At 65.5% G+C, this 22,518-nt stretch carries 21 protein-coding genes; all 21 read right to left on the reverse strand.

Going from position 1 to position 22,518, the window contains the following annotated elements:
* Positions 1–26: 26 nt before the first annotated feature.
* The gene (locus M2390_RS06830) at positions 27–1,484 is read right to left on the reverse strand and encodes a glutamate synthase subunit beta (RefSeq protein WP_259177743.1); all 1,458 of its coding nucleotides are present in this window, start codon (positions 1,482–1,484) and stop codon (positions 27–29) included.
* Positions 1,477–6,279 carry a glutamate synthase large subunit gene (gene gltB / locus M2390_RS06835; protein ID WP_259177744.1) on the reverse strand — a complete coding sequence of 1,601 codons (4,803 nt, stop codon included), beginning with the start codon at positions 6,277–6,279 and terminating at the stop codon, positions 1,477–1,479. The genes M2390_RS06830 and gltB overlap by 8 nt, the downstream gene beginning before the upstream one ends.
* A gap of 115 nt (positions 6,280–6,394) precedes the next feature.
* The gene (gene lgt / locus M2390_RS06840) at positions 6,395–7,354 is read right to left on the reverse strand and encodes a prolipoprotein diacylglyceryl transferase (protein ID WP_259177783.1); all 960 of its coding nucleotides are present in this window, start codon (positions 7,352–7,354) and stop codon (positions 6,395–6,397) included.
* 54 nt (positions 7,355–7,408) lie between these two features.
* Positions 7,409–8,197, reverse strand: coding sequence for a tryptophan synthase subunit alpha (gene trpA, locus M2390_RS06845; protein WP_030143524.1), 789 nt, complete (start codon positions 8,195–8,197; stop codon positions 7,409–7,411).
* Entirely contained in the window at positions 8,194–9,408 is a 1,215-nt protein-coding gene (gene trpB, locus M2390_RS06850) for a tryptophan synthase subunit beta (RefSeq protein ID WP_259177745.1), read from the reverse strand. The genes trpA and trpB overlap by 4 nt, the downstream gene beginning before the upstream one ends.
* A gap of 5 nt (positions 9,409–9,413) precedes the next feature.
* A complete protein-coding gene (gene trpC / locus M2390_RS06855) occupies positions 9,414–10,184 on the reverse strand; it encodes an indole-3-glycerol phosphate synthase TrpC (RefSeq protein ID WP_030143522.1) in 771 nt (256 codons plus the stop codon).
* Between the two features lie 3 nt (positions 10,185–10,187).
* Positions 10,188–10,418: a DUF6704 family protein gene (locus M2390_RS06860; RefSeq protein WP_259177746.1), complete on the reverse strand. Its 231-nt coding sequence runs from the start codon at positions 10,416–10,418 to the stop codon at positions 10,188–10,190.
* Positions 10,419–10,564: 146 nt separating this feature from the next.
* The gene (locus tag M2390_RS06865; RefSeq protein ID WP_259177747.1) at positions 10,565–11,233 is read right to left on the reverse strand and encodes a Trp biosynthesis-associated membrane protein; all 669 of its coding nucleotides are present in this window, start codon (positions 11,231–11,233) and stop codon (positions 10,565–10,567) included.
* Entirely contained in the window at positions 11,230–12,768 is a 1,539-nt protein-coding gene (locus M2390_RS06870; protein ID WP_259177748.1) for an anthranilate synthase component I, read from the reverse strand. The genes M2390_RS06865 and M2390_RS06870 overlap by 4 nt, the downstream gene beginning before the upstream one ends.
* A 62-nt stretch (positions 12,769–12,830) precedes the next feature.
* On the reverse strand, positions 12,831–13,220 hold the full coding sequence (gene hisI, locus M2390_RS06875) for a phosphoribosyl-AMP cyclohydrolase (RefSeq protein ID WP_187976081.1): 390 nt from the start codon (positions 13,218–13,220) through the stop codon (positions 12,831–12,833).
* A complete protein-coding gene (hisF, locus tag M2390_RS06880; protein WP_259177749.1) occupies positions 13,217–13,981 on the reverse strand; it encodes an imidazole glycerol phosphate synthase subunit HisF in 765 nt (254 codons plus the stop codon). Before hisF ends, hisI begins: the two co-directional genes overlap by 4 nt.
* 11 nt (positions 13,982–13,992) lie before the next feature.
* Positions 13,993–14,832, reverse strand: coding sequence for an ATP phosphoribosyltransferase (hisG, locus tag M2390_RS06885; RefSeq protein ID WP_259177750.1), 840 nt, complete (start codon positions 14,830–14,832; stop codon positions 13,993–13,995).
* Positions 14,833–14,880: 48 nt separating this feature from the next.
* The gene (locus tag M2390_RS06890; protein ID WP_030143515.1) at positions 14,881–15,144 is read right to left on the reverse strand and encodes a phosphoribosyl-ATP diphosphatase; all 264 of its coding nucleotides are present in this window, start codon (positions 15,142–15,144) and stop codon (positions 14,881–14,883) included.
* Between the two features lie 125 nt (positions 15,145–15,269).
* Positions 15,270–15,932, reverse strand: a complete 663-nt coding sequence (gene rpe, locus M2390_RS06895) for a ribulose-phosphate 3-epimerase (RefSeq protein WP_259177751.1) — start codon at positions 15,930–15,932, stop codon at positions 15,270–15,272.
* Between the two features lie 74 nt (positions 15,933–16,006).
* The gene (locus M2390_RS06900; RefSeq protein WP_259177752.1) at positions 16,007–16,561 is read right to left on the reverse strand and encodes a septum formation family protein; all 555 of its coding nucleotides are present in this window, start codon (positions 16,559–16,561) and stop codon (positions 16,007–16,009) included.
* 227 nt (positions 16,562–16,788) lie between these two features.
* A complete protein-coding gene (locus M2390_RS06905) occupies positions 16,789–17,175 on the reverse strand; it encodes an FtsK/SpoIIIE domain-containing protein (RefSeq protein ID WP_259177784.1) in 387 nt (128 codons plus the stop codon).
* Positions 17,176–17,312: 137 nt separating this feature from the next.
* Entirely contained in the window at positions 17,313–18,431 is a 1,119-nt protein-coding gene (locus M2390_RS06910; RefSeq protein ID WP_121688583.1) for an adenosine deaminase, read from the reverse strand.
* Between the two features lie 198 nt (positions 18,432–18,629).
* Complete coding sequence (locus tag M2390_RS06915; RefSeq protein WP_259177753.1) at positions 18,630–19,766, reverse strand: SPFH domain-containing protein; 1,137 nt, start codon at positions 19,764–19,766, stop codon at positions 18,630–18,632.
* Positions 19,767–19,789: 23 nt separating this feature from the next.
* Entirely contained in the window at positions 19,790–20,365 is a 576-nt protein-coding gene (locus M2390_RS06920) for a hypothetical protein (protein WP_259177754.1), read from the reverse strand.
* Positions 20,366–20,694: 329 nt separating this feature from the next.
* A complete protein-coding gene (locus M2390_RS06925) occupies positions 20,695–21,999 on the reverse strand; it encodes a thymidine phosphorylase (protein WP_259177755.1) in 1,305 nt (434 codons plus the stop codon).
* Positions 22,000–22,110: 111 nt separating this feature from the next.
* Positions 22,111–22,518, reverse strand: a complete 408-nt coding sequence (locus M2390_RS06930; RefSeq protein ID WP_259177756.1) for a cytidine deaminase — start codon at positions 22,516–22,518, stop codon at positions 22,111–22,113.

The following is a 22,518-nucleotide window of genomic DNA, read 5'->3' on the forward strand; positions in this document are numbered from 1 at the left end:
TGCGGCATATGCCGCGGCTGGGGTGATTACAGCGAGAGCGCCCGCTCATGAGCGTGCACCGGGGCTGGGAGAGAACTGGTGCCTTCCAGGTAGCGATCTACCGCCGCGGCAGCCGCACGACCCTCGGCAATCGCCCATACGATGAGCGACTGACCGCGGCCGGCATCACCGGCAACGAAGACCCCGGGCTGGTTGGTCCGGTAATCATTGTCTCGTTCCAGGTTACCCTGTGTGGCGATCGGAAGCCCGAGCTGGTCGCGTACCGTGTCGCCCTCTGTCCCGGTGAAGCCCAGCGCAAGGAATACCAGGTCCGCAGGGATTTCACGCTCGGTCCCGGCCTTGGGGACACGCCGCCCATCCACGAACTCGGTCTCGGCAACACGAATGCTGCACACATTCCCATCTTCGTCCGACAGGAACTCGACGGTGGAGACCAGGTAGGCCCGCTCACCGCCCTCCTCATGCGCGCTCTGGAACTCGAACAGGGTCGGCATGGTCGGCCAGGGCTGAGCATCCGAGCGCTCGGTCCCGGGCTGCTTGCCAATCGCCAGGGTTGTCACGGATGCGGCACCCTGACGGTGCGCGGTACCGATGCAGTCGGCACCGGTGTCGCCACCACCGAGGATGACCACGTGCTTGCCGCGGGCATCGATCAGGTTCTCCGGAGTCTCCCCCGCCACCGCGCGGTTGGCCGGCACCAGGTAGTCCATCGCGAAGTGCACACCCGACAGCTCACGACCCGGAATCGGCAGATCGCGCGGGATGGTGGCACCGGTGGCCACCACCACGGCGTCGAAGCGCTTGCGCAGCGCCTCCCAGGTCAGGTCCACCCCGATGTTCACACCGGCGCGGAACCGGGTACCCTCGGCACGCATCTGGTCCAGGCGGCGGTCGATGTCGCCCTTTTCCATCTTGAAGTCCGGGATGCCATAGCGCAGCAGGCCGCCGATGCGGTCCTCACGCTCGTACACGGCCACGGTGTGACCGGCGCGGGTCAGCTGCTGGGCGGCTGCCAGGCCCGCGGGGCCCGATCCCACCACGGCCACGGTCTTGCCGGTGATGCGCTCGGGCGGCTGGGGCTGAACCCAGTCGTTGTCCCAGGCGTCCTGGATGATCGAGGCTTCGACCTCCTTGATCGTCACCGCGGGCTGGTTGATCCCCAGCACGCAGGCGCTCTCGCAGGGGGCCGGGCACAGCTTGCCGGTGAACTCGGGGAAGTTGTTGGTTGCGTGCAGGCGTTCGATGGCCGCGTGGCCCTCGCCCCGACGCACCAGGTCGTTCCACTCGGGGATGATGTTTCCCAGCGGGCAGCCCTGGTGACAGAACGGCACACCACAGTCCATGCAGCGTCCGGCCTGGCGGGCCACGGTCGCGCCATCACGCTTGTCGTAGACCTCCTTCCAGTCCATGATTCGCACCGACACCGGGCGGCGGGCAGCGGTTTCACGCTGCGTGGTCTCCATAAATCCGCGCGGGTTAGCCACGGGTCACCTCCAGGATGCGCTCCCAAACCACGTCGCCGTCCAGGTCAAGACCCTCGGTCTCGGCCTGGGCGCGGGTGGCCTGTACCGCGGCGAAGTCGCGCGGTACGAGCTTAGAAAATTCGGTTGAGGCGGACTCGAAGTCCGCGAGGATCGCCTCGGCCACCGGCGAACCGGTTGCTTCGAAGTGACGGCCGAGCAGCTCGCGCAGGCGCTCCTGATCGGCGCGGTCCAGCGGGTGCACACCCAGCTCGCCGCTCTCGCGGGCGTCGGGGTTCACGGCCTCGGGGTTCAGACGGTAGATGTACGCGACACCACCGGACATACCCGCACCCACGTTGTGGCCGGTGGGTCCGAGGATCAGGGCCTCGCCGCCGGTCATGTACTCCAGGGCGTGGTCGCCCACGCCCTCGGCCACCGCGGTGGCCCCGGAGTTCCGCACCAGGAAGCGCTCGCCCACGACTCCGCGCAGGAAGATCTGACCCGAGGTGGCGCCGTAGCCGATCACGTTACCGGCGATCACCGATTCCTCGGCCCGATAGGTGGCCTCGCGCGGCGGACGCAGGGTGATCAGACCACCCGACAGTCCCTTACCCACGTAGTCGTTGGCTTCGCCCTCGAGGCGCAGCGCGATTCCGGCGGGCATGAACGCGCCGAGGGACTGACCGGCGGTACCGTGCAGCGCAACCTCGATGGTGGACTCGGGTAGGCCGGCCTCACCGTGACGCTTGGTCACCTCGTGCCCGAGCATCGTGCCCACGGCACGGTCGGTGTTGTTGATCGGCAGATCAATCGCCACCGGCTCGCCGTTTTCCAGGGCCGCACTGGCGTGTGCGATCAGCTGGTTGTCGAAGTGCTGATCCAGCTCGTGGTCCTGGGTGCGGATGCCGCGCAGGGCCTGCTCGGTCTCGGGACGGTACAGCAGCGGGTCCAGGTCGAGTCCGCGCGCCTTCCAGTGGGCGGCGGCATCTCCGGCGTGGATCAGGTCCACCCGGCCGATGGCCTCGTCCAGGGTGCGGAAGCCCAGGGCGGCGAGGTACTCGCGCACCTCCTCGGCGATGAACTCGAAGAAGTTCACCACAAACTCGGGCTTACCGGTGAAGCGCTCGCGCAGCACCGGGTTCTGGGTGGCCACACCCACCGGGCAGGTGTCCAGGTGGCAGACACGCATCATGATGCAGCCCGAAACCACCAGCGGGGCGGTCGCGAAACCGAACTCCTCGGCACCCAGAAGGGCACCGATGATGACGTCGCGGCCGGTCTTCAGCTGACCATCCACCTGCACCACCACGCGGTCACGCATGTTGTTGAGGATCAGGGTCTGCTGGGTTTCGGCCAGGCCCAGCTCCCACGGGGTTCCCGCGTGCTTCAGCGAGTTCATCGGGGACGCACCGGTACCACCGTCGTGACCCGAAACGAGGATCACGTCGGACAGCGCCTTCGCCACACCCGCGGCCACCGCACCGATACCGGCCTGGCTGACCAGCTTGGTGTGGATGCGCGCGGCGGGGTTCGCCCGCTTGAGGTCGAAGATGAGCTGCTTGAGGTCCTCGATCGAGTAGATGTCGTGGTGCGGGGGCGGCGAGATGAGGCCGACACCGGGGGTTGCGTGACGGGTACGGGCCACCCACGGGTACACCTTGGTCGGCGGCAGCTGACCACCCTCGCCGGGCTTGGCGCCCTGGGCGAGCTTGATCTGGATGTCGTCGGCGTGGGTCAGGTACATGCTGGTCACGCCGAAGCGGCCGGATGCTACCTGCTTGATCGAGGAGCGACGCTCGGGGTCGAGCAGACGCTCGGTGTCCTCGCCACCCTCACCGGTGTTCGACTTGGCGCCGAGACGGTTCATGGCGATCGCCAGGGTCTCGTGGGCCTCCTTGGAGATCGAGCCGTAGCTCATCGCTCCGGTCGAGAAGCGCTTCACGATGTCGGCGACGGACTCGACCTCGTCCAGCGGCACCGGGGTGCGGCCGTGGCCCTCGAGACGGAACAGGCCGCGCAGGGTCATCAACTTCTCGTTCTGCTCGTCCACCAGGGCGGTGTACTCGCGGAAGATGTCGTAGCGGCGCGAGCGGGTCGCGTGCTGCAGCTTGAAGACGGTCTCGGGGTTGAACAGGTGCGGGGCACCGTCGCGACGCCACTGGTACTCGCCACCGGTGTTCAGGCGCTCGTGCACCCGCTCGGCGGAGTTGTCCGGGTAGGCGCTCTTGTGCCGCGACATGGTCTCGGCGGCCAGGACACCGAGGTCCACGCCACCCAGGGTGCTCACGGTGCCGCCGAAGTAGCCGTCGATGAGTTCCTGGGACAGACCCACGGCCTCGAAGGCCTGGGCGCCGGCGTAGCTGGACACCGTCGAGATACCCATCTTCGACATGATCTTCAGCACGCCCTTACCCAGGGCGTAGATCACGTTCTTGACGGCCTGCTCCGGGGTGATACCGGTGATCACACCGATACGGGTCAGGTGCTCGCAGGTCTCCATCGCCAGGTACGGGTTGACCGCGGTGGCACCGTAGCCGATCAGCAGGGCCACGTGGTGCACCTCACGCACGTCACCGGCCTCGACGATCAGGCCCACGCGCATGCGGTTCTCCCGCTCCACCAGGTGGTGGTGCACGGTCGAGAGCAGCAGCAGCGAGGGAATCGGGGCCAGGTCCTTGGTGGACTCGCGGTCGCTCAGCACCAGGAACTCGGCGCCGCGGGCCAGCGCGGTGTCCACCTCGGCGCGGATCTCGTCCAGGCGGTCGCGCAGCGCGTTCTCGCCGCGGTCGAAGCGGTAGAGACCACGGATGGTCACCGCGAGCTCGGCGGGCGCGCTGGAGAGGTCCTCGGGCTCGATGTGCTGGATCTTGGCCAGCTCATCGTTGTTGATCACCGGGAACTTCAGGATCACCCGGCGCGCGTGGGCGGGGGCGTCCTCAAGCAGGTTGTGCTCGGGACCCAGACCGATCGAGAGCGAGGTGACCCGCTCCTCACGGATCGCGTCCAGCGGCGGGTTGGTCACCTGGGCGAAGCGCTGGGTGAAGTAGTCAAACACCAGGCGCGGGCGGTCCGACAGCACGGCGATCGGGGTGTCGGATCCCATCGCACCGAGCGGCTCGGCACCGTTCTGACCCATCGGGGCCAGCAGGATGCGCACCTCCTCCTCGGTGTACCCGAAGGTCCGCTGACGGCGGGTGATCGAGGCGGCGGTGTGCACGATGTGCTCGCGCTCGGGCAGGTCCTCGAGGGTGATCTGCTCGGTCTCCAGCCACTTGGCCCAGGGCTCGGACTCGGCCAGGCCCTTCTTGACCTCGGTGTCCTCGATGATCCGGCCCTCGGCCGTGTCCACCACAAACATCTGGCCCGGACGCAGGCGACCCTTGCGGGCCACGCGCTCGGGGGCGATCGGCAGGATACCGATCTCGGAGCCGAGGACAACCAGGCCATCGGTGGTCTCGAGCCAGCGGCCCGGACGCAGTCCGTTGCGGTCAAGGGTAGCCCCCACCTGGGTGCCATCGGTGAAGGTCAGGGCGGCGGGGCCGTCCCACGGTTCCATCTGCAGTGCGGAGAACTCGTAGAACGCCCGCAGGTTGTCATCCAACCCGGCCTTCTTCTCCCAGGCCTCGGGCACCAGCATCGTCATCGCGTGGGTGATTGAGCGACCCGACAGGGTCAGCAGCTCAAACACCTCATCCAGCGACGCCGAGTCGCTGGCGCCGGGGGTGCAGATGGGCAGCAGCGGCGAGAGGTCGCCCAGCAGGTCGCTGGCCAGCTGAGACTGACGCGCGCGCATCCAGTTACGGTTACCCTCCACGGTGTTGATCTCGCCGTTGTGGGCGAGCATACGCAGCGGCTGTGCGAGCGGCCACGACGGGAAGGTGTTGGTGGAGTACCGCGAGTGCACCAGCGCGAGCTTGGAGGCGAAACGGGCATCCGAAAGATCGGGGTAGAACGGCTCAAGCTGGAGCGTGGTGACCATGCCCTTATAGACCAGGGTACGGCTCGACAGCGAGGCAAAGTAGGCACCGAGCTCATGCTCGGCGCGACGGCGCAGTCGGTAGGCCAGCCGATCCAGCAGGAGGGGATCCGGGCGGGCGGGACGCGCGGCGGTCGTGGGGACCGCGGGAGGAACGTCCTCGGAGCGCGCGGGAGTGGGGATCGAGGCGCTCGACGAGGGGGTGGTGATCGTGGGGATCGAGGAGGTGGCCGTGGAGGCCGCGGAGAGGTTGGTGACAAGCTTGGTGGGGCTGGGGTTCACCTCCTCCGGGGCGCCGGGTTCGATCGGCGAGTGCTCGTGCAGCTGGGGCTCGGGGGCGTGGTGAGCGATTTCGGTTTCCACGCGCACAAACAGCTGCTCAAACGCGGGCATGGCCTCGCGAGCGAGCGTGCCGAGGTGCTCGGGGTCGGTGGGCACCTCACGCCAACCCAGCACGGTGAGCTCTTCCTCGACGGCGATCTGTTCGATCGCGGCCTTCTGAGCGGCGCGCTCTGCGGCGTCCTGGGGCAGGAAGGCCATACCGACCGCATACTCCCCCGCCTCGGGAAGCTCGAACGGGGTAACCTCGCGCAGGAATGCGTCGGGCACCTGGCTCAGCAGACCCGCGCCGTCACCGGTGCCGGCATCCGAGCCGATCGCACCGCGGTGCTCGAGGTTACGCAGGGCCTGCAGGGCCAGCTCGATGATGTCGTGTCCGGCGGTACCACGCAGGGTAGCGACCGCGGCCAGGCCACAGGCGTCCTTTTCCTGGACCGGGTTGTAAAGCCCCTGCCGCGGCGGAACCGCGGAGAAGCTTTGATAGGGACTGTGTTGCGTCATGAATCCACCCTTACGGAGTGTTTAAGGGGATGGGACGCCATTGGCCCGGGGCAGGTCTAACCTGTCCCGGGCCAATGCGTTGTAACTGGGTATGTTCTGGCTGAACCCGAGCGGGTTAGGGGGTTGCGCCTTCCCGGCTTGTGGCCGGTTCAGCTACCGGCGCCGTTGCCGGAACCGAGGGGTCAGTGGTATCTACGTACTCCACATCGGTGTGTGAAGATCCTACTCCAGCCTGAGCGTCCTTATCGCCACGACCCGGCCGGTAGGCCGAGGGGATCAAACCGGTGTGGCGCTTGTTCTGCACGATGATCAGGACAATTCCCACCACGATGGCGAGCAGAGCGGCCCAAACATTTACCCGAATTCCGAAGAAAATCTCGCTCGGGTCGATGCGAATCGACTCCCACACGGTGCGTCCAGCGCCGTACCAAATGAGGTAGGCGCCAAAGACCTTGCCCCAGCCCACGTTGATCTTGCGCGAGAGCCACAGCAGGAACAGCACACCGAGCAGGTTCCAGATGACCTCGTAGAGGAAGGTCGGGTGGAACAGGGTACCGGCGGGCAGGCCCAGCGGCCAGGCAGCGTTGGTGCTGTCGATCTGCAGGCCCCAGGGCAGGTCGGTGGGGGTACCGAAGAGCTCCTGGTTGAAGTAGTTGCCGAAGCGACCGAAGGCCTGGGCCAGCAGCAGACCCGGGGCCAGAGCGTCGGCGAAGACCCAGAACCGCAGTCCGGTCCACTTGCAGCCGAGCCAGGCACCCACGGCACCACCGAGCAGCGCACCAAAGATCGCGATTCCACCACTACGGATATCCACGACCTCCCAGAGGTTCGCTCCCGGATAGAAGTAGTCGTTGGGGTGGGTCAGCACATGGAAGATCCGCGCACCGATGATGCCGATCGGCACGGTCAGCAGGATCATGTCCAGCACGACGCCGTTACCGGCACCCAGCTTATTCAGGCGGTGGTTCACCAGGAACGCCGCGGCGACGATGCCCGCCATGATGCAGAGGGCATAGAAGTAGATGGTTACGGGCCCGATATTAAACGAGTTAATCTCGGGACTGGGGATGCTCAGGGAAATCACCCGGGTCACGCCTTTCTTCAGATACGCCTGGCGGCGCGGATAATTCTACTTCGACTCGCTCTTACCGGTTGCCAGCTCGGCGGCCTTGGCGGCCACGGCGGGCACTCCACCCTCGGCGAGGGCGGAGACCAGAGCGGAACCGACGATGGCACCGTCGGCATAGCTGAGCACGTCACGCACCTGGGCGGCACTGGAAATCCCCAGTCCCACACAGGCGAAGTTGTCTCCGGCGGCGCGCAGGCGGGTGGTCAGTGCGCGGGCGGCACCGTCCATCTCGCTGCGGGCACCGGTGATTCCCATCGTGGACACCGTATAGACGAACCCACGGCTGAGCTCCGACACGGTCTTCAGGCGCTCGTCACTCGAGGACGGCGCGGCCAGGAAGATGCGTTCCAGATCGGTCCGATCCGAAGCCGAGAGCCAGTCGGCGGCCTCATCCGGGATCAGGTCCGGAGTAATCAGCCCGGCACCGCCGGCGGCGACCAGGTCGTCGGCGAAGCGGTCGGGTCCGTACTGAATGACCGGGTTCCAGTAGGTCATCAGCAGGACCGGCACGTCCACGCGGGCGCGGATCTGACGAACCGCCTCAAACACGTGGGCAAGCTTGAACCCACCGGCCAGGGCCTGAACGGTGGCCGCCTGAATGGCGGCCCCATCCATTACCGGGTCCGAGTAGGGCACACCGAGCTCGATGATGTCCACGCCGTTTTCGGCGATGGCCACCGCGGCGTCCACGCTGGTCTGGAAATCGGGGAAGCCAACCGGAAGGTATCCGATCAGGGCCCCGGAACCGTCGCGGCGCAGGGCCGCAAGGGTATCGTGTACCTGGGTCACAGCTGCGTGGCTCCCTCGTCGATCAGGTCGAAGTAGCGACCCGCGGTTTCCATGTCCTTATCGCCACGACCCGACAGGCTCACCAGGATGGTGGCGTCCGGTCCAAGCTCGCGGCCGAGCTTCAACGTGCCGGCCAGCGCGTGTGAGGACTCGATCGCCGGGATGATGCCCTCGGTGCGGCTCAGCAGGCGGAAGGCCTCCATCGCCTCGGCATCGGTGATCGGGCGGTACTGCGCACGGCCGAGGTCTGCGAGCCACGAGTGCTCGGGACCCACGCCCGGGTAGTCAAGGCCCGCCGAGATCGAATGCGACTCGATGGTCTGGCCATCCTCGTCTTGCAGCAGGTACGAGCGCGCACCGTGCAGCACGCCGGGGCGGCCCTTGGTGATCGTCGCCGCGTGACGCGGGGTGTCCACGCCCTCACCGGCGGCCTCGAAGCCGTACAGGGCCACGTCGGCGTCGTCGAGGAACGCGTGGAAGATTCCCATCGCGTTGGATCCTCCGCCAACACACGCGGTCACCGCGGTGGGCAGCGCGCCGGTCAGGTCCAGAACCTGCTGACGGGCCTCCTCACCGATGATCTTCTGCAGATCACGAACCAGCGCGGGGAACGGGTGCGGTCCGGCCACGGTTCCGAAGATGTAGTTGGTGGTCTCGACGTTGGTGACCCAGTCACGCATCGCGTCGTTGATCGCGTCCTTGAGGGTGCGCGAACCGGTCTTGACCGGAATAACCTCGGCGCCCAGCAGGCGCATACGGGCCACGTTGAGCGCCTGGCGCTCGGTGTCCACCTCGCCCATGTAGATGACGCAGTCGAGTCCAAACAGCGCGGCGGCGGTGGCCGTGGCCACACCGTGCTGTCCGGCACCGGTCTCGGCGATCACCCGGGTCTTGCCGATGCGCTTGGTGAGCAGCACCTGACCCAGCGCGTTGTTGATCTTGTGTGAACCGGTGTGGTTCAGATCCTCGCGCTTGAGAATGATCCGGGCACCACCGGCGTGCTCGGCAAAGCGGGGCACCTCGGTAATGATCGAGGGACGACCCACGTAGTCCCGCAGCAGCGCGCGGAACTCATCGAGGAAGGCCTCGTCATTCCGGGCGCTGTCCCACGCCTCGGTGAGCTCATCGAGGGCCGCGATCAGCGACTCGGGGGAATAACGACCACCGAAGGCACCGAAGTACGGTCCGGTTTCGGAACGAAGATCCGTCATAGGGATTAAACCGCCAGATATTCAGCGAGGGTCGCGACCGGGTCTCCGGTCACCAGGGCCTCGCCGATCAGGACCACATCGGCACCGGCCTCGCGGTAGTGGCGCACATCGGCCGGCGAGAGCACGGCGGATTCGGCCACCCGGATGACCCCGGCGGGGATCTGCGGGGCGAGGGTGCCAAAGAGGTCACGATCGAGTTCGAATGTGGAAAGGTTGCGGGCGTTCACACCGACCAGCTGGGCGCCGAGCGCGAGCGCGCGGTGCAGCTCCTCCTCGCTGTGCGTCTCCACCAGCGCGGTCATGCCGAGCTCGGTGATCAGCGCGTACAGCGAGGCCAGGGTGGCATCATCCAGTGCGGCCACGATCAGCAGCACCAGGTCGGCTCCGGCCGCGCGCGCCTCGTACACCTGGTACGGGGACGAGATGAAGTCCTTGCGCAGCACGGGCAGCGCGACCGAACGACGAACCTCCTCGAGGTCGGCCAGCGACCCCTTGAACTTTCGTCCCTCGGTGAGCACGCTGATGGTGCTGGCGCCGCCGGTCTCGTAGGACACGGCCAGCTGGGCGGGATCGCGAATCTCGGCGAGGTCACCGCGCGAGGGGCTCGCGCGCTTGACCTCGGCGATGATCTTCACCCGGTCACTCGGCGCCAGCGCTGCGAGGGCATCGATCGCGGCGGGGCGGGCGAGCGCCTCGGCTCGCACCGCCTCGAGCGGCTTCAGTCGCTCACGATCGGCGGCATCGGCCGCGGCTCCCGCCATCAGGTCGGCGAGCATGAGCTAGTGGCTCTTGGTGACGTACTTGGGGCCCCTGACGCCCCAACCGGCCTTCGAGAGGATCCAACCGAGCAGCGCACCCACGCCGATCAGCGCAACCGAAGCCCACACCAGCCATACCTGGGCGAACCAGAAGGCAACGGTGCCGATGGTAACGGCGGCCAGCATAACGATGACGGCGGTCCAGGCTGCGGGCGAGTGTCCGTGTCCGGGATCGGAAATGTCGGTGCTCATGAAACTCCTTAAACGAATGGGCGGATCCATCCTATCGGGGATCGCCGGGGGCGTGCGCACCCACGCGGTGCGACTCAGGCGAGGCGCGCGGGTCGAGGTGGTGTGCGCTGGGTGAGAATCCGGGAAACGGCGGGGTGCGCGTCGGGTTAGGGCTTGGGGGCGATGGTGGGATCGGTGGGGTCTTCGCCGCGGCTCAGGTCATCCCAGCTGTCGATCGCGTCGGGCATGGCGTTCTCATCCACGACCCGCACTCGCGGGGTGGTCTGATACTTACGTCCGGCGGATCCCGGCCAGTGCTTGGCCGTCAGGATGATGACAAACCCGGTGAAGACCGCGATCGCCGCCCCGAGCAGACCCACATAGGGCCAGAAGGTGACACTCGACGCGGTAATAACCTGGGCAATCGAGGCGGGTCCGGCGACGCCGGTGGCCTCGGTGACCGCGGCCCCCGAGGAGGCACCGGGGTTCAGCAGTACCAGGATGCCCTCGAGGGCGATGCACAGTCCAAGAATCACCGAGAGTCCACCAAAGAGCAGACGCAGCACATATCCGGCAATCGACAGGGCGGCGGCCAGGGCGATCAGACACAGGGCCAGGGCCGTCAGCGCCGGTGCGGCGATGGTCCCGTTGACCGCGAGGTCCTTACTGCCGCCACTGGGGATGTTGACAGTCAGGTTGACCCAGGTCTGGGTCCACGAGAGCAGTCCCAGTCCCCCGGCAACAATCAGCAGGAGCAGCGAGCGGGACTTGAGTCCGCGGCGCTTCTTGGCGATCTTCTCCGCTTCCGTCGGGGTGGCTTCGGTGGGCTGGGTCATGAAATCCTCGTGAGTGCGTTGGCGATGGCCACCGCGCGCAGCGGTGCGGCGGCCTTATTGCGGCTTTCGGCCGCTTCGAGTTCGGGCACCGAGTCGGCCACCAGTCCGCCGCCGGCCTGCACGTAGGCGGTGCCGTCGACGATGGTGGCGGTGCGAATGGCGATGGCCAGGTCGGCGTCACCGGAGAGGCCGAAGTAGCCCACGACTCCCCCGTACACGCCACGCTGGGCGGGCTCCAGCTCGTCGATAATCTCCAGCGCGCGCGGCTTGGGGGCACCGGAGAGGGTGCCGGCCGGGAAGGTCGCGCGGAAGATGTCCACCGGGCTGGCATCCGCACGGAGCGTACCCTCCACCGAGGACACCAGGTGCATGATGTGACTAAAGCGTTCGATCCGCATGAACTCGGTCACCTCGACGGTGCCGGGCGTGCACACCTTGGCCAGATCGTTGCGGGACAGGTCGACCAGCATCAGGTGCTCGGCGCGTTCCTTCTCGTCGTCGAGCAGCTCGTCGGCGAGTTCGGTGTCCTGTTCGGGGGTGCGCCCGCGTGGGCGGGATCCGGCGATCGGATGGGTGATCAGGTGACCACCCTCCGATTTAACCAGCGCCTCCGGGGAGGAACCCACCACGTGGAAGGGGCGCCCCTCCGCATCCTCCAGCGCAAAGAGGTACATATATGGGCTGGGATTGAGCGCGCGCAGCACCCGGTAGACATCCACCGGTTCCGCCTCGGTTTTCAGATCGAAGCGCTGCGAGAGCACCACCTGGAAGATGTCGCCGGCACGGATGTACTCCTGCGAGGCCAGGACGCCGTCCAGATAGTCCTGCGGATCGGTACGGTTGGTCGGATCGGCCACCAGCGAGAAGTCAGCCTCGGCGAGCCATGCCTCGGCGGGCTGGGCCAGGCCGGTCTGCAGGGCGTCGAGCTGCGCCTGGGCGTGGGCCCAGCGGGTGTCGCCGTCCAGCTCGTCATCCAGCAGCACGTTAACAATCAGGCGCACGGTGGCCGAACGGTGATCGCACACGGCCAGGCTCTCCACGAAGCTCAGCGCCTGATCGGGCACCGGAATCTCGCGCGGCGGCGCATCGGGTAGGTGCTCAATCTGACGAATGGCTTCCCAGCCGATAAAGCCGACCAGGCCACCGGTCAGCGGGGCGAAGCCCTCGATCTTGGGGCCGGCCCAGCGACGGTAAAACGCGTCCACGGCATCCAGCGGGCCGGCGGGGATCGACGCACCGAAGGCGCGCTCGGCACTCAGATCGTAGTCAATCCAGTGGCTCGCACCGTCGCGCTCGGTGAGCACACCAAACGAGGACACCCCGATAAACGAATAGCGCGACCAGATGCCACCCTGCTCGGCGGATTCCAGCAGGAAGCTCCCGGGCTTCCCGGCGGCCAACTTACGGTAGATGCCCACCGGTGTTTCGCCGTCGGCAAAAATCTCGCGGGCAACCGGAACCACCCGGTGCTCGCCCGCCGAAACCAGGCGGTCAAAGTCCGCACGGGTGGTGGTGCCGGACATACTGTTACTCATCAAAACTCCCGAATGTTCGCGCCGCGCCCTCGTTCGAGGCTAGCGGGCGTACGTGCACGTGGCTAGGGGCGGCCGGGAACCTCTCCCGGAACCGCCGGAACCGTGCGCTCATCAAAACATGAGTGTGCGCCGGTGTGACAGGCAGCTCCCACCTGAACCACGCGGATGAGCAGGGTGTCGGCATCACAATCGACACTGACATCCCGGACATACTGGGCGTGGCCGGAGGTGTCACCCTTACGCCAGAACTCCTGGCGCGATCGCGACCAGAAGGTGACCCTCCCCTCGGTCAGGGTGCGCCGCAGCGCCTCCGCGTTGACGTACCCGAGCATGAGCACGCGTTCGGTGCCCACCTCCTGAATGATCGCCGGGGCCAGACCGTTATCGTCATAGGTGACGCTCGCGGCCACGGCCTCGGGGCTCGAGGTGTTCAGGGTGACGGTGCCGCTCATCGCCGCACCTCGATCCCCTCGTCCGCCAGCGCCAGCTTGACCTGGTCGATGGTGAACGCGCCGGTGTGGAACACACTCGCGGCGAGCACCGCATCGGCCCCCGCCTGCACGGCCGGGGCGAAGTGTTCAAGCGCTCCGGCGCCGCCCGAGGCGATCACCGGGACGTGTGAAATGGCGCGGATCGCTCGGATCAGCTCCAGATCGAAACCGTCGCGGGTCCCGTCGGCATCGATCGAGTTGACCAGCAACTCGCCGGCACCGCGGTTGATGGCGTCGGTGGCCCAGGCCAGCGCGTCCAGCTCGGTTTTGGTGCGGCCACCGTGGGTGGTCACCACAAAGCCCGAGGGGGCCGCGGCATCACGGGTGATGTCGAGGGAGAGCACCACGACCTGCGCGCCGAAACGGTCGGCGATCTCGCCGATCAGCTCGGGGCGCGCGATCGCCGCGCTGTTCACACCGATCTTGTCGGCGCCGCAGCCCAGCAGGCGGGCGACGTCCTCGGCGGAGCGCACACCCCCGCCCACGGTCAGCGGCACAAAAACCTGCTCGGCGGTGCGAGTCACCACGTCATAGGTCGTGGCACGCCCATCCACGGTCGCGGTCACATCGAGAAAGGTGATCTCATCCGCACCCTGGGCCGCATAGTTCGCGGCGAGCACGACCGGGTCGCCCTGATCGCGCAGGTTCTGGAAGTTCACACCCTTGACCACGCGGCCATTGGCCACGTCGAGGCACGGGATCACACGCGTTGCGAGTGTCATGACCTTCCCCCTTAGAGACGTGCGGCGTGAATTGCGCTGACCAGAATCGCGCGGGCACCCAGCTCATAGAGCGCATCCATGATCTGGTTGGTGCGGCGCTTGGGAACCATGACGCGCACGGCGACCCACTCGGGCTCGCGCAGCGGCGACACGGTCGGCGACTGGCGGCCACCAGCGATCGCGGTGGCCTCATCCAGCAGCGAGAGCGGCAGGTCGTAGTCCATAAGCACGTACTGACGGGCCACCTGCACACCCTCGAGGCGGCGACGCAGGGTCGCCAAGCCGGGCTGTTCCTGCTCGGAGCGGATCAGAACCGCGGTGGATTCCAGGATGACCGGGCCGAAGATATCGAGTCCGGCCTTACGCAGGGTCGCACCGGTGGAGACCACGTCGGCCACGGCGTCGGCCACGCCGAGCTGCACGGCGGATTCCACGGCGCCGTCGAGCTTCACCAGGTGCGTACTCACGCCGTGTGCGGCGAGGAAGTCGCCCACCAGGCCCGGATAGCTGGTGGCCACGCGGACACCCTCCAGGTCGCTCAGTTCGGTGAACTTACCGGCCGGGCCGGCGAAACGGAAGGTCGAGTCGCCGAAGTTCAGCGGCTCGATCTCGATGGCATCGGATCCCGAGTCCAGCAGCAGGTCGCGGCCGGTGACACCCACATCGAGGGCACCGGAGCCCACATAGGTGGCGATATCGCGGGGACGCAGGAAGAAGAACTCGACGTCGTTCTCGGCGTCGACCAGGTGCAGTTCCTTGGGGTCGCGACGGGTCGCGTAGCCCGCCTCGGCAAGCATCAGGGTGGCGGTTTCGGACAGCGATCCCTTATTCGGGATGGCGATTCTCAGCATGGGTGAACCTTAGGTTTGGAGTTGGGTATCGAGGGTGAAGCGGGGGCTTCACAGATGTCGATACACGTCCTCCAGGGTCAGTCCCTTGGCGATCATCATCACCTGCAGGTGGTAGAGCAGCTGCGAGATCTCCTCGGCGGCCTCATCATTGCTCTGGTATTCGGCGGCCATCCATACTTCGGCGGCCTCCTCCACGATCTTCTTGCCGATGCCGTGGACGCCACGGTCCAGCTCGGCCACCGTCAGCGAACCCTCGGGGCGCTCCTGCGCCTTTCGGGTCAGCTCGGTAAACAGGGTGTCGAAAGTCTTCACGAAGTTCACACTACTAGGTGCCCGGGCCCCACGAAGACCGTGGGGCCCGGATTCGGGCGGGAATATGCCCGGATTTTGGGCACACCGGTGCAGGACCAAACACCGGTACGCCCGCTTCCTCGACGCTAGTGACGGTGGGCGGCGGCCAGGTCACGCAGCGAATCGATCGCCAGCGCGGGGCTCTGCGCCCCGTAGACGGCCGACCCGGCCACAAAGGTATCCGCTCCGGCCTCGGCGGCCTGCGCGATGGTGGCCTCGGCGATGCCGCCATCCACCTGCAGCCAGACGTTGGATCCGCGGCGCTTGGCCTCGGCCGACAGCGTTGCCAGCTTGGGCATCATGTCCGCCATGAACGATTGTCCACCGAACCCGGGCTCCACGGTCATGATGAGAATCTGATCAAATTCGTCCAGGTGCTCCAGGTAGGGCTCAATCGGGGTGCCGGGCTTGAGCGCGATTCCCGCCCGCGAGCCGATCTCACGAAGACGACGAGCCAGCGCAATGGGGTTCTCGGCAGCCTCGGCGTGGAAGGTCACCGAGGCCGCGCCGATCTCGGCATATTCGGGGGCCGTACGGTCTGCATCGCTGATCATCAGGTGGATATCCAGCGGAACCGGCGACACATCCTGGATGCGACGCACCATCTGCGGCCCAAAGGTCAGGTTAGGCACGAAGTGGTTATCCATCACATCGACGTGCACAAAATCGGCGTTGGCAATGCGCTCAAGATCCGCCTGCATGTTTACAAAATCGGCGGAAAGAATACTCGGGTTGATCCGGACTGTCATGCCTCCAGCCTATCGCCTGAGACACCACACGCCCGCCCGAAAGTGCCGGGCGGGCGTGTGGTGCTGTGTGCGGGTTAGCGTCCGGAACCGGCAAGGGCGCCGGTAAGCTTTTCGCTTTCCCCATCAAAGAGGAAGCACTGGATGGTGCGGTCGTCGATGGCGTCCCAGCCATCTTCGGTCGGGTAGAACCAGTCGTAGTCCAGGGCCGAGGTTTCATAGTCCACCCCGACATAGTCGGTGAAACGTGACTCACAGGCACGCGCGGCCACCTCGTGCACGGCGTCCTCCCCGGGGTATCCGTCCTCAATGTCCACGGCGCCGAGGTCGTCCTGGGTGATCTCGTGCTCGTAGTACAGCTCGGCATCGTGCTCGGCATCACAGGGGATGACCTTCAGGTCACTCACCGTGTCCCCGTTGGGCACGTTGACGCAGTCGCCCACCTTAATGGTGAACACATCCTGCTTGCCCCCCTCGACTACCGATCCCTGATCGTCGCGAACGGGGGTCTTCCCGCTGCTGGCGATATCCTCCAGGACCGAGCACGCGCTCATGGTCAGCGCCGCGCTCAGCGCCAACGCCACGCCCAGTCCCCCGCGCATCAGACGGCGCGACATCGTGTTCTTCTTCATGTTGTTCCCCTTGTCCGCCACGGTCACCCGGATGCTGCCGGGGTGCGTGCGATGTTCAAAAATGCGACCGGAGGATTTCGACGAAGTCACCCAGCCGCTACCACAGTAGGGCCTTGACCAGCCGCAAAAGAACGGATGTGATGATTTCGATAGAAGTCCTGTCGCATCCCGCAACGCCGCAGGCCCCGGACCACTCGGGTCCGGGGCGTACGGAAGAAGTCCACCAACTACGCGATCGAGTCGGTGGTTTGCTCATGTCCGGTCATGTAGGCGCCCAGATAATCGGCGGGGATTTCACCGAGATTGGCACGACGATAGTCGATCATAAAGATGCGTGCCTTGCCCGGCTCATAGCGTCGCATGATCTCGTGGATATAGCCGCGCAGCATCGTCGACTTTCCCGAACCCGAGTCGCCATAGAGGAACAGGTGGGACTCGGTCCGTGGGTCGATGCCAAACAGCAACAGGGTGAACTCGTCGATACCCCACTGGATCTGCTCCAGCTGAACGAGTTCATCCGCAAGCACCTGAGCCAGCGGCCCGCGGAGATCTCCACGTGCGCGCCATAGCTGAGTCCGCGAGCGGCGATCAGTCGGATTGAGGTTTCCAGGAATTGATCGTTAGGGCGAATGGTGCCGTCTCTGAGTGGTTGGCCTCACACCGTTGAGCGCTGTTACCACTCGCGGCGTTAAATACGGTGGCGGCCGTCGTCACCGCAGTGACAACGGCCGCCATTTATGGCGTATCGGACCTATCCGCGAACGGCGTCGAAGCCGGCCTGAATCTGCTCGACCAGGTACTCACGGTCTTCCAGCGGCAGGAAGGCACCGGCGGCGGCGTTGAGCTGGAAGGTCTCCAGGTCATCGAGGTCATAGCCGAAGGTTTCTACCAGCAGTCCCAGTTCGCGAGTCAGCGAGGTGCCGCTCATCGTGCGGTTGTCCACGTTGACGCTCACCCGGAAGCCCAGCTGGTGCAGCATGTCGAACGGGTGGTCGGCAAGGTCCTCACCCCAGGCGGCGATGGCGCCGGTCTGCAGGTTCGAGGAGGGGCTCAGCTCGAGCACGATCTCGCGATCCTTGACCCACTCGGACAGGCGTCCGATGTTCACATAGACCTCGTCGTCATCGCTGCGCTCAACGGTGACATCCTCGGCCAGGCGCACACCGTGGCCCAGACGCAGGGCGCGACCATCGATGATCGCCGAGGTGATCGAGTCCAGGCCGGCGGCCTCACCGGCGTGCACGGTCACCGGGAAGAAGTTGGCGGCCAGGTAGTCAAAGGCCGCGCGGTGGCGCGAGGGCAGGAAGCCGTCTTCGGCTCCCGCGATGTCGAAGCCCGAGACGCCGCGGTCGCGGTGACGCACGGCCAGTTCGGCGATCTCCAGCGCACGGTCGGCGTGACGCATCGCGGTGATCAGCTGACCCACCTCGATCTCACGGCCGGACTCGCGCACCTCGGTGACGCCGGCTTCCAGACCGGCCTGCACGGCCTCAACAACCTGGTCCAGGGTCAGGCCGCGGGTCAGGTGCTGTTCGGGTGCCCAGCGGATCTCACCGTAGATGACGCCGTCGGCGGCGAGATCCAGCACAAATTCGTGTGCGACTCGGCGCAGGCCGGCTTCGGTCTGCATCACGGCGGTGGACAGGTCGAAGGTCTTCAGGTAGTCAACCAGGTTGCCGGCGTTGCACTGGTCCAGGAACCACTGGCCGAGGTCTTCGGCGTTGTCGGCGGGGAGTTCAAGATCGATCTCGCGAGCGAGGTCGATGATGGTCTGGGGACGCAGGCCGCCGTCGAGGTGATCGTGCAGCGAAACCTTGGGCAACCGAGAAAGGTCGACACCATCAAGCGAGGGAATAGTAGTGTTAGTCACCCGCTCAGTCTACTTGCGCGCGCCCTAACGTCCCCACCGAGACCCGCCGTTTTGGGGTTGTGTTACGGGGTGACTTCGGAATGCGTTTGTCCACTGGCCGACGACACCGCGTATCGACTCTGCCACGCCCGGGGCAGAGGGCCTGAATCCGTTCTCGAACACTGGACTATGACGCCTCGCCCCCATGCACACCCTCCGTCAGAGACCCATGACCTGCTTCTTCTTTGCGTTGAACTCATCCTGAGACAACACCCCAGCGTCAACCAGATCCTTCAACTTCTTGACTATTTCGATCTGTTCGTCCAGGGAAAGACTCGCTGCGGGCGCACTTGGAGCGACGACTGGCGCGGCTGTCAGCGGGTTGATTGCCTGTGCAAGATTCATTCCCATCAGCATCCCGCCGCCATCTCCGAGACCGTGGTCCTGAACACCCTGAGCAACCTTCATCTGCGCAGCCACGTTAGAAGCCTGCTGCGAGACGCCCTCGAAAGCCGAGACGTTCATCTTGTTCGCCGAGTACCGGTTAACCAGTTCTCGGGATTCGGGCGAGAACTCGATGCTTTCGATACCGACCTGGACCACATCAAGTCCATACCGCGTGATCCAGGAGCCAAGCGCCGAGTCATCGTCAGCAATCAGCTCCGCGATTGCCCCGGCCTGTGAGGGCAGCTCAGAAATGCGATGAGTTGCCGAGAGTGAGTTGACCGCGACGAGAAATGCCTGCATGAACTCGGAGGAAATCTGCCGGCGTGCCTCAGGGCCGTCAAATGCATAGTAGCGCGCGTTCGCGGGGAGAAAGTTCCGAACGAATGTGACGGCATTGACGACTCGAAGGGAGAACGTGCCGAACGACAAAAGCTCCAGATCGGCACCGTAGAACCTGTCGTGATAAACCATCGGACCGCGCGTGCCGAACTTGAGGCCACGTATCTCGCGCAGGTTAACAAAAGCAAGATACTTCAGATCCGAAGTCTGACCGCCGTAGCCGACGCGGTCGACGGTCTGCCTCACAATTGAAGAAGTGAATCCGTCACCGGCAAACATGCTCGGCTGGCCCGCCCGGTATTCGTACCCACCGGCCTGGGTAACAACATCCTCGATGCCGGCCTGGCTGAAGATGAAGGCAGCGGTGTTCTCGGGAACCAAGATCTTCGAGCCATTGGAAATAACATCGGCCGAGCCCCTGAAATTCGTTCCACGCCCGGTGTTCGTCTGCTGATAAACACCCGGCGAGACCACCGTGTGCTCCGTGAAAGGCCCGGTGGTGATGATGTCCTTCCACTGATCCGCGAAGGTGCCACCGAGAGCGCCAGTGAACGCCTGAATGATTCCCATCTTTGTTTCCTCCTACGTGGCGTTCACAATTGCTGCGCAGAGTCGCAGTAGCTACAGATGATTGTTTGCCCCTGGACGCCCGCCATTGGAGCACCGCAACCGCGGCACTTTCCCGCGACCTTCATCGGCGTCGCGGGCTTGGTGGCGAGCTTGGACTTAAATACGTCCAGAGTGTCCTTGAGAACTCCAGCGACCATCTCTGCACCGGGCAAAGCCCTCCCCGTGTTTTGCGGTGCAGGTGCTTCCTCGCCTGTGACTGCCTGGTGGATCTTGGCGATCCACTCGGTGAGCTTCTTCTTGCCCCCCGACTGGAAAGCGAACTTTTCCTGCCCATTCAGGAAATACACTTCTAACAGGTCTGAGCCATTCGTGGCTTTGCCAATCACTGCCTGCGCTTGCTGGTTGTAGACCTTGATCTGATTCACCGGAAACGTTGTAATCCCCTTCGAATTGCCGAACAAGCCCTTCTTGATCAGTACGAGGTTCAAGTTTGTGAGCATCAATTCGTCGGTGTATGCCGACCAGAAGCCGCCGTGCATGACACTCTCATCTTTGAGGAACACCACCTCATTCGGCTGCAAACTATACTTGGCCGCCATCGAACCCCCGCTTCCATCCGCACTCTAGACACTTGCATCATACTGGCAGGCTGTCCCTACTCACGGTAGCCCTGCGCGCGGGAGCTATACTAGCGTCCCGTCGCCCCGGACCGCGTGCGTCGCCCGTGCCGCGTCAGACCAGGAAGCGCGCAAAACTCCGCCAAACACAGACACTCTGAAACTCACTGCGCATCTCGACACCACGGTGAAGGCGGCCTTATCCCCCACACAATCGGGGCGGTCGTACCGCCGCAAAAGGCCGCCGTCCACGTCGCATTCAGCGATGTGGACGGCGGCCGGGTCCGATCCGAAGGGTGTGGGAGGTAGCGCTACCCGATCTTCTCGGCGATCAGCGCAGGCGGGGTCCAGCCGGTGGCGTCGGCGGAAATTTCGAAGGCGCCGTCGATCGCCTCGAGCGCGCGGGCGAAGCGGGCGGGCTCGTCGGCGGAGAGGGTGAACAGCGGGTCGCCCACCTGCACGGTGTCGCCGGGCTTGGCGTGCAGGTCCACGCCGGCCGCGTGCTGCACCGGATCCTGGGCGCGGGCGCGTCCGGCACCCAGGCGCCAGGCGGCGATGCCGAACGGCAGCGCGTCCTGCCGGGTCAACACACCGGCGGTTTCGGCGTATACGGTGTGGGTTTCGTTGGCCACGGGCAGAGCCGCATCCGGGTCCCCGCCCTGACCGGCAACAAATGCGCGCCAGGTATCCATCGCCCGGCCATCGCGCAGCGCGGCCTCCACATCGGCGTCGGGCTGACCGGCGAGGGCCAGCATTTCCTTGGCCAGCGCGATGGTCAGCTCCACGATGTCGGCGGGGCCGCCGCCGGCCAGTACCTCGATCGACTCGCGCACCTCGTTGGCGTTTCCGATCGCCAGGCCCAGCGGGGTGTCCATCCGGGTCAGCAGCGCGGTGGTGTTCACACCCGAGTCACGGCCGAGGTCCACCATCGTCTGGGCCAGCTCACGCGCGCGATCGAAGTCGCGCATGAATGCGCCGCCGCCGAACTTCACGTCCAGCACCAGCGAGGCGGTACCCTCGGCGATCTTCTTGGACATGATGCTCGAGGCGATCAGCGGGATCGAGTCCACGGTTCCGGTGATATCGCGCAGTGCGTACAGCTTCTTATCGGCCGGGGCGAGGTCGGCACCGGCGGCGCAGATCACACCACCCACCTCGCGCAGCAAGCGGATCATCTCTTCGGGCTCAAGGTCGGCTCGCCAGCCGGGGATCGCCTCAAGCTTGTCCAGGGTCCCGCCGGTGTGACCAAGGCCACGACCCGAGAGCTGCGGGACGGCCACGCCGAAGCTGGCCACCAGCGGCATCAGCGGAAGGGTGATCTTGTCACCGACTCCCCCGGTCGAGTGCTTATCGGTGGTGACCTTACCCAGACCCTCGAAGCTCATCCGCTCCCCCGAGTTGATCATCGCGTGGGTGAGATCGCGAATCTCGGTGCGGTCCATGCCGTTCAGGAAGATCGCCATGGCCATCGCGGCCATCTGCTCCTGCCCCACATAGCCGCGGGTGAACGCATCCACCAGCCAGTCGATCTGGGCGGTGCTCAGGGTGCCCGAATCTCGCTTCTGGCGAATCAGGTCTACCGCGTCGAAGGCCTCTACGGCGTTGTTGATGGTCATCTTCGCTCCTCTATTTGTGCCGATTATTTCGGCCCGGATGCCACACAGCGGCGACCCGATTATGTCGGATCGCCGCTGGAGGCACTGTGAAATTATGGTGAAACTGGGTGGCTATTCGCCGGCGTACTCAACCAGGGTGCGCGGCCCGAACGCGTCGGGCAGAACCTCGTCGATCGTGCGAATCCCCGAAAGGGTGTTCAGCAGCATACCCTCGGCAGAGTGCTCAAACAGCAGCTGCCGGCAGCGACCGCAGGGCATCAGAACCGCGCCGTTTCCGTCCACACAGGCGAACGCGACAAGCTTGCCGCCACCGCCCATGATCAGGTCGGAGACCAGCGAGCACTCGGCACACAGGGTCACCCCGTAGCTGGCGTTCTCGATGTTGCAGCCGGAGACGATCCGGCCACCATCGGTGATGGCCGCGGCACCCACCGGGAACTTCGAATACGGGCTGTAGGAGCGTTCCATCGCCGCCACCGCGTGTGCGTGCAGGGCATCCCAGTCAATAGCGTCAGACAT

This window comes from Mycetocola sp. BIGb0189, assembly GCF_024810155.1.
GTDB classification, from domain to species: domain Bacteria; phylum Actinomycetota; class Actinomycetes; order Actinomycetales; family Microbacteriaceae; genus Mycetocola; species Mycetocola lacteus.

What these genes read in the sequence shown, in the direction of transcription:
- M2390_RS06900 (WP_259177752.1), bottom strand. Translation starts at nt 16,561, where the DNA reads ATGAAGAAGAACACGATGTCGCGCCGTCTGATGCGCGGGGGACTGGGC.
- M2390_RS06920 (WP_259177754.1), bottom strand. Translation starts at nt 20,365, where the DNA reads ATGGCGGCCAAGTATAGTTTGCAGCCGAATGAGGTGGTGTTCCTCAAA.
- trpB (WP_259177745.1), bottom strand. Translation starts at nt 9,408, where the DNA reads ATGACGGATCTTCGTTCCGAAACCGGACCGTACTTCGGTGCCTTCGGT.
- hisI (WP_187976081.1), bottom strand. Translation starts at nt 13,220, where the DNA reads ATGAGCGGCACCGTCACCCTGAACACCTCGAGCCCCGAGGCCGTGGCC.
- M2390_RS06925 (WP_259177755.1), bottom strand. Translation starts at nt 21,999, where the DNA reads ATGACCATCAACAACGCCGTAGAGGCCTTCGACGCGGTAGACCTGATT.
- hisF (WP_259177749.1), bottom strand. Translation starts at nt 13,981, where the DNA reads ATGACACTCGCAACGCGTGTGATCCCGTGCCTCGACGTGGCCAATGGC.
- trpC (WP_030143522.1), bottom strand. Translation starts at nt 10,184, where the DNA reads ATGCTCGCCGACCTGATGGCGGGAGCCGCGGCCGATGCCGCCGATCGT.
- gltB (WP_259177744.1), bottom strand. Translation starts at nt 6,279, where the DNA reads ATGACGCAACACAGTCCCTATCAAAGCTTCTCCGCGGTTCCGCCGCGG.
- M2390_RS06915 (WP_259177753.1), bottom strand. Translation starts at nt 19,766, where the DNA reads ATGGGAATCATTCAGGCGTTCACTGGCGCTCTCGGTGGCACCTTCGCG.
- M2390_RS06860 (WP_259177746.1), bottom strand. Translation starts at nt 10,418, where the DNA reads ATGAGCACCGACATTTCCGATCCCGGACACGGACACTCGCCCGCAGCC.
- M2390_RS06870 (WP_259177748.1), bottom strand. Translation starts at nt 12,768, where the DNA reads ATGAGTAACAGTATGTCCGGCACCACCACCCGTGCGGACTTTGACCGC.
- M2390_RS06865 (WP_259177747.1), bottom strand. Translation starts at nt 11,233, where the DNA reads ATGACCCAGCCCACCGAAGCCACCCCGACGGAAGCGGAGAAGATCGCC.
- hisG (WP_259177750.1), bottom strand. Translation starts at nt 14,832, where the DNA reads ATGCTGAGAATCGCCATCCCGAATAAGGGATCGCTGTCCGAAACCGCC.
- rpe (WP_259177751.1), bottom strand. Translation starts at nt 15,932, where the DNA reads ATGACAGTCCGGATCAACCCGAGTATTCTTTCCGCCGATTTTGTAAAC.
- M2390_RS06930 (WP_259177756.1), bottom strand. Translation starts at nt 22,518, where the DNA reads ATGTCTGACGCTATTGACTGGGATGCCCTGCACGCACACGCGGTGGCG.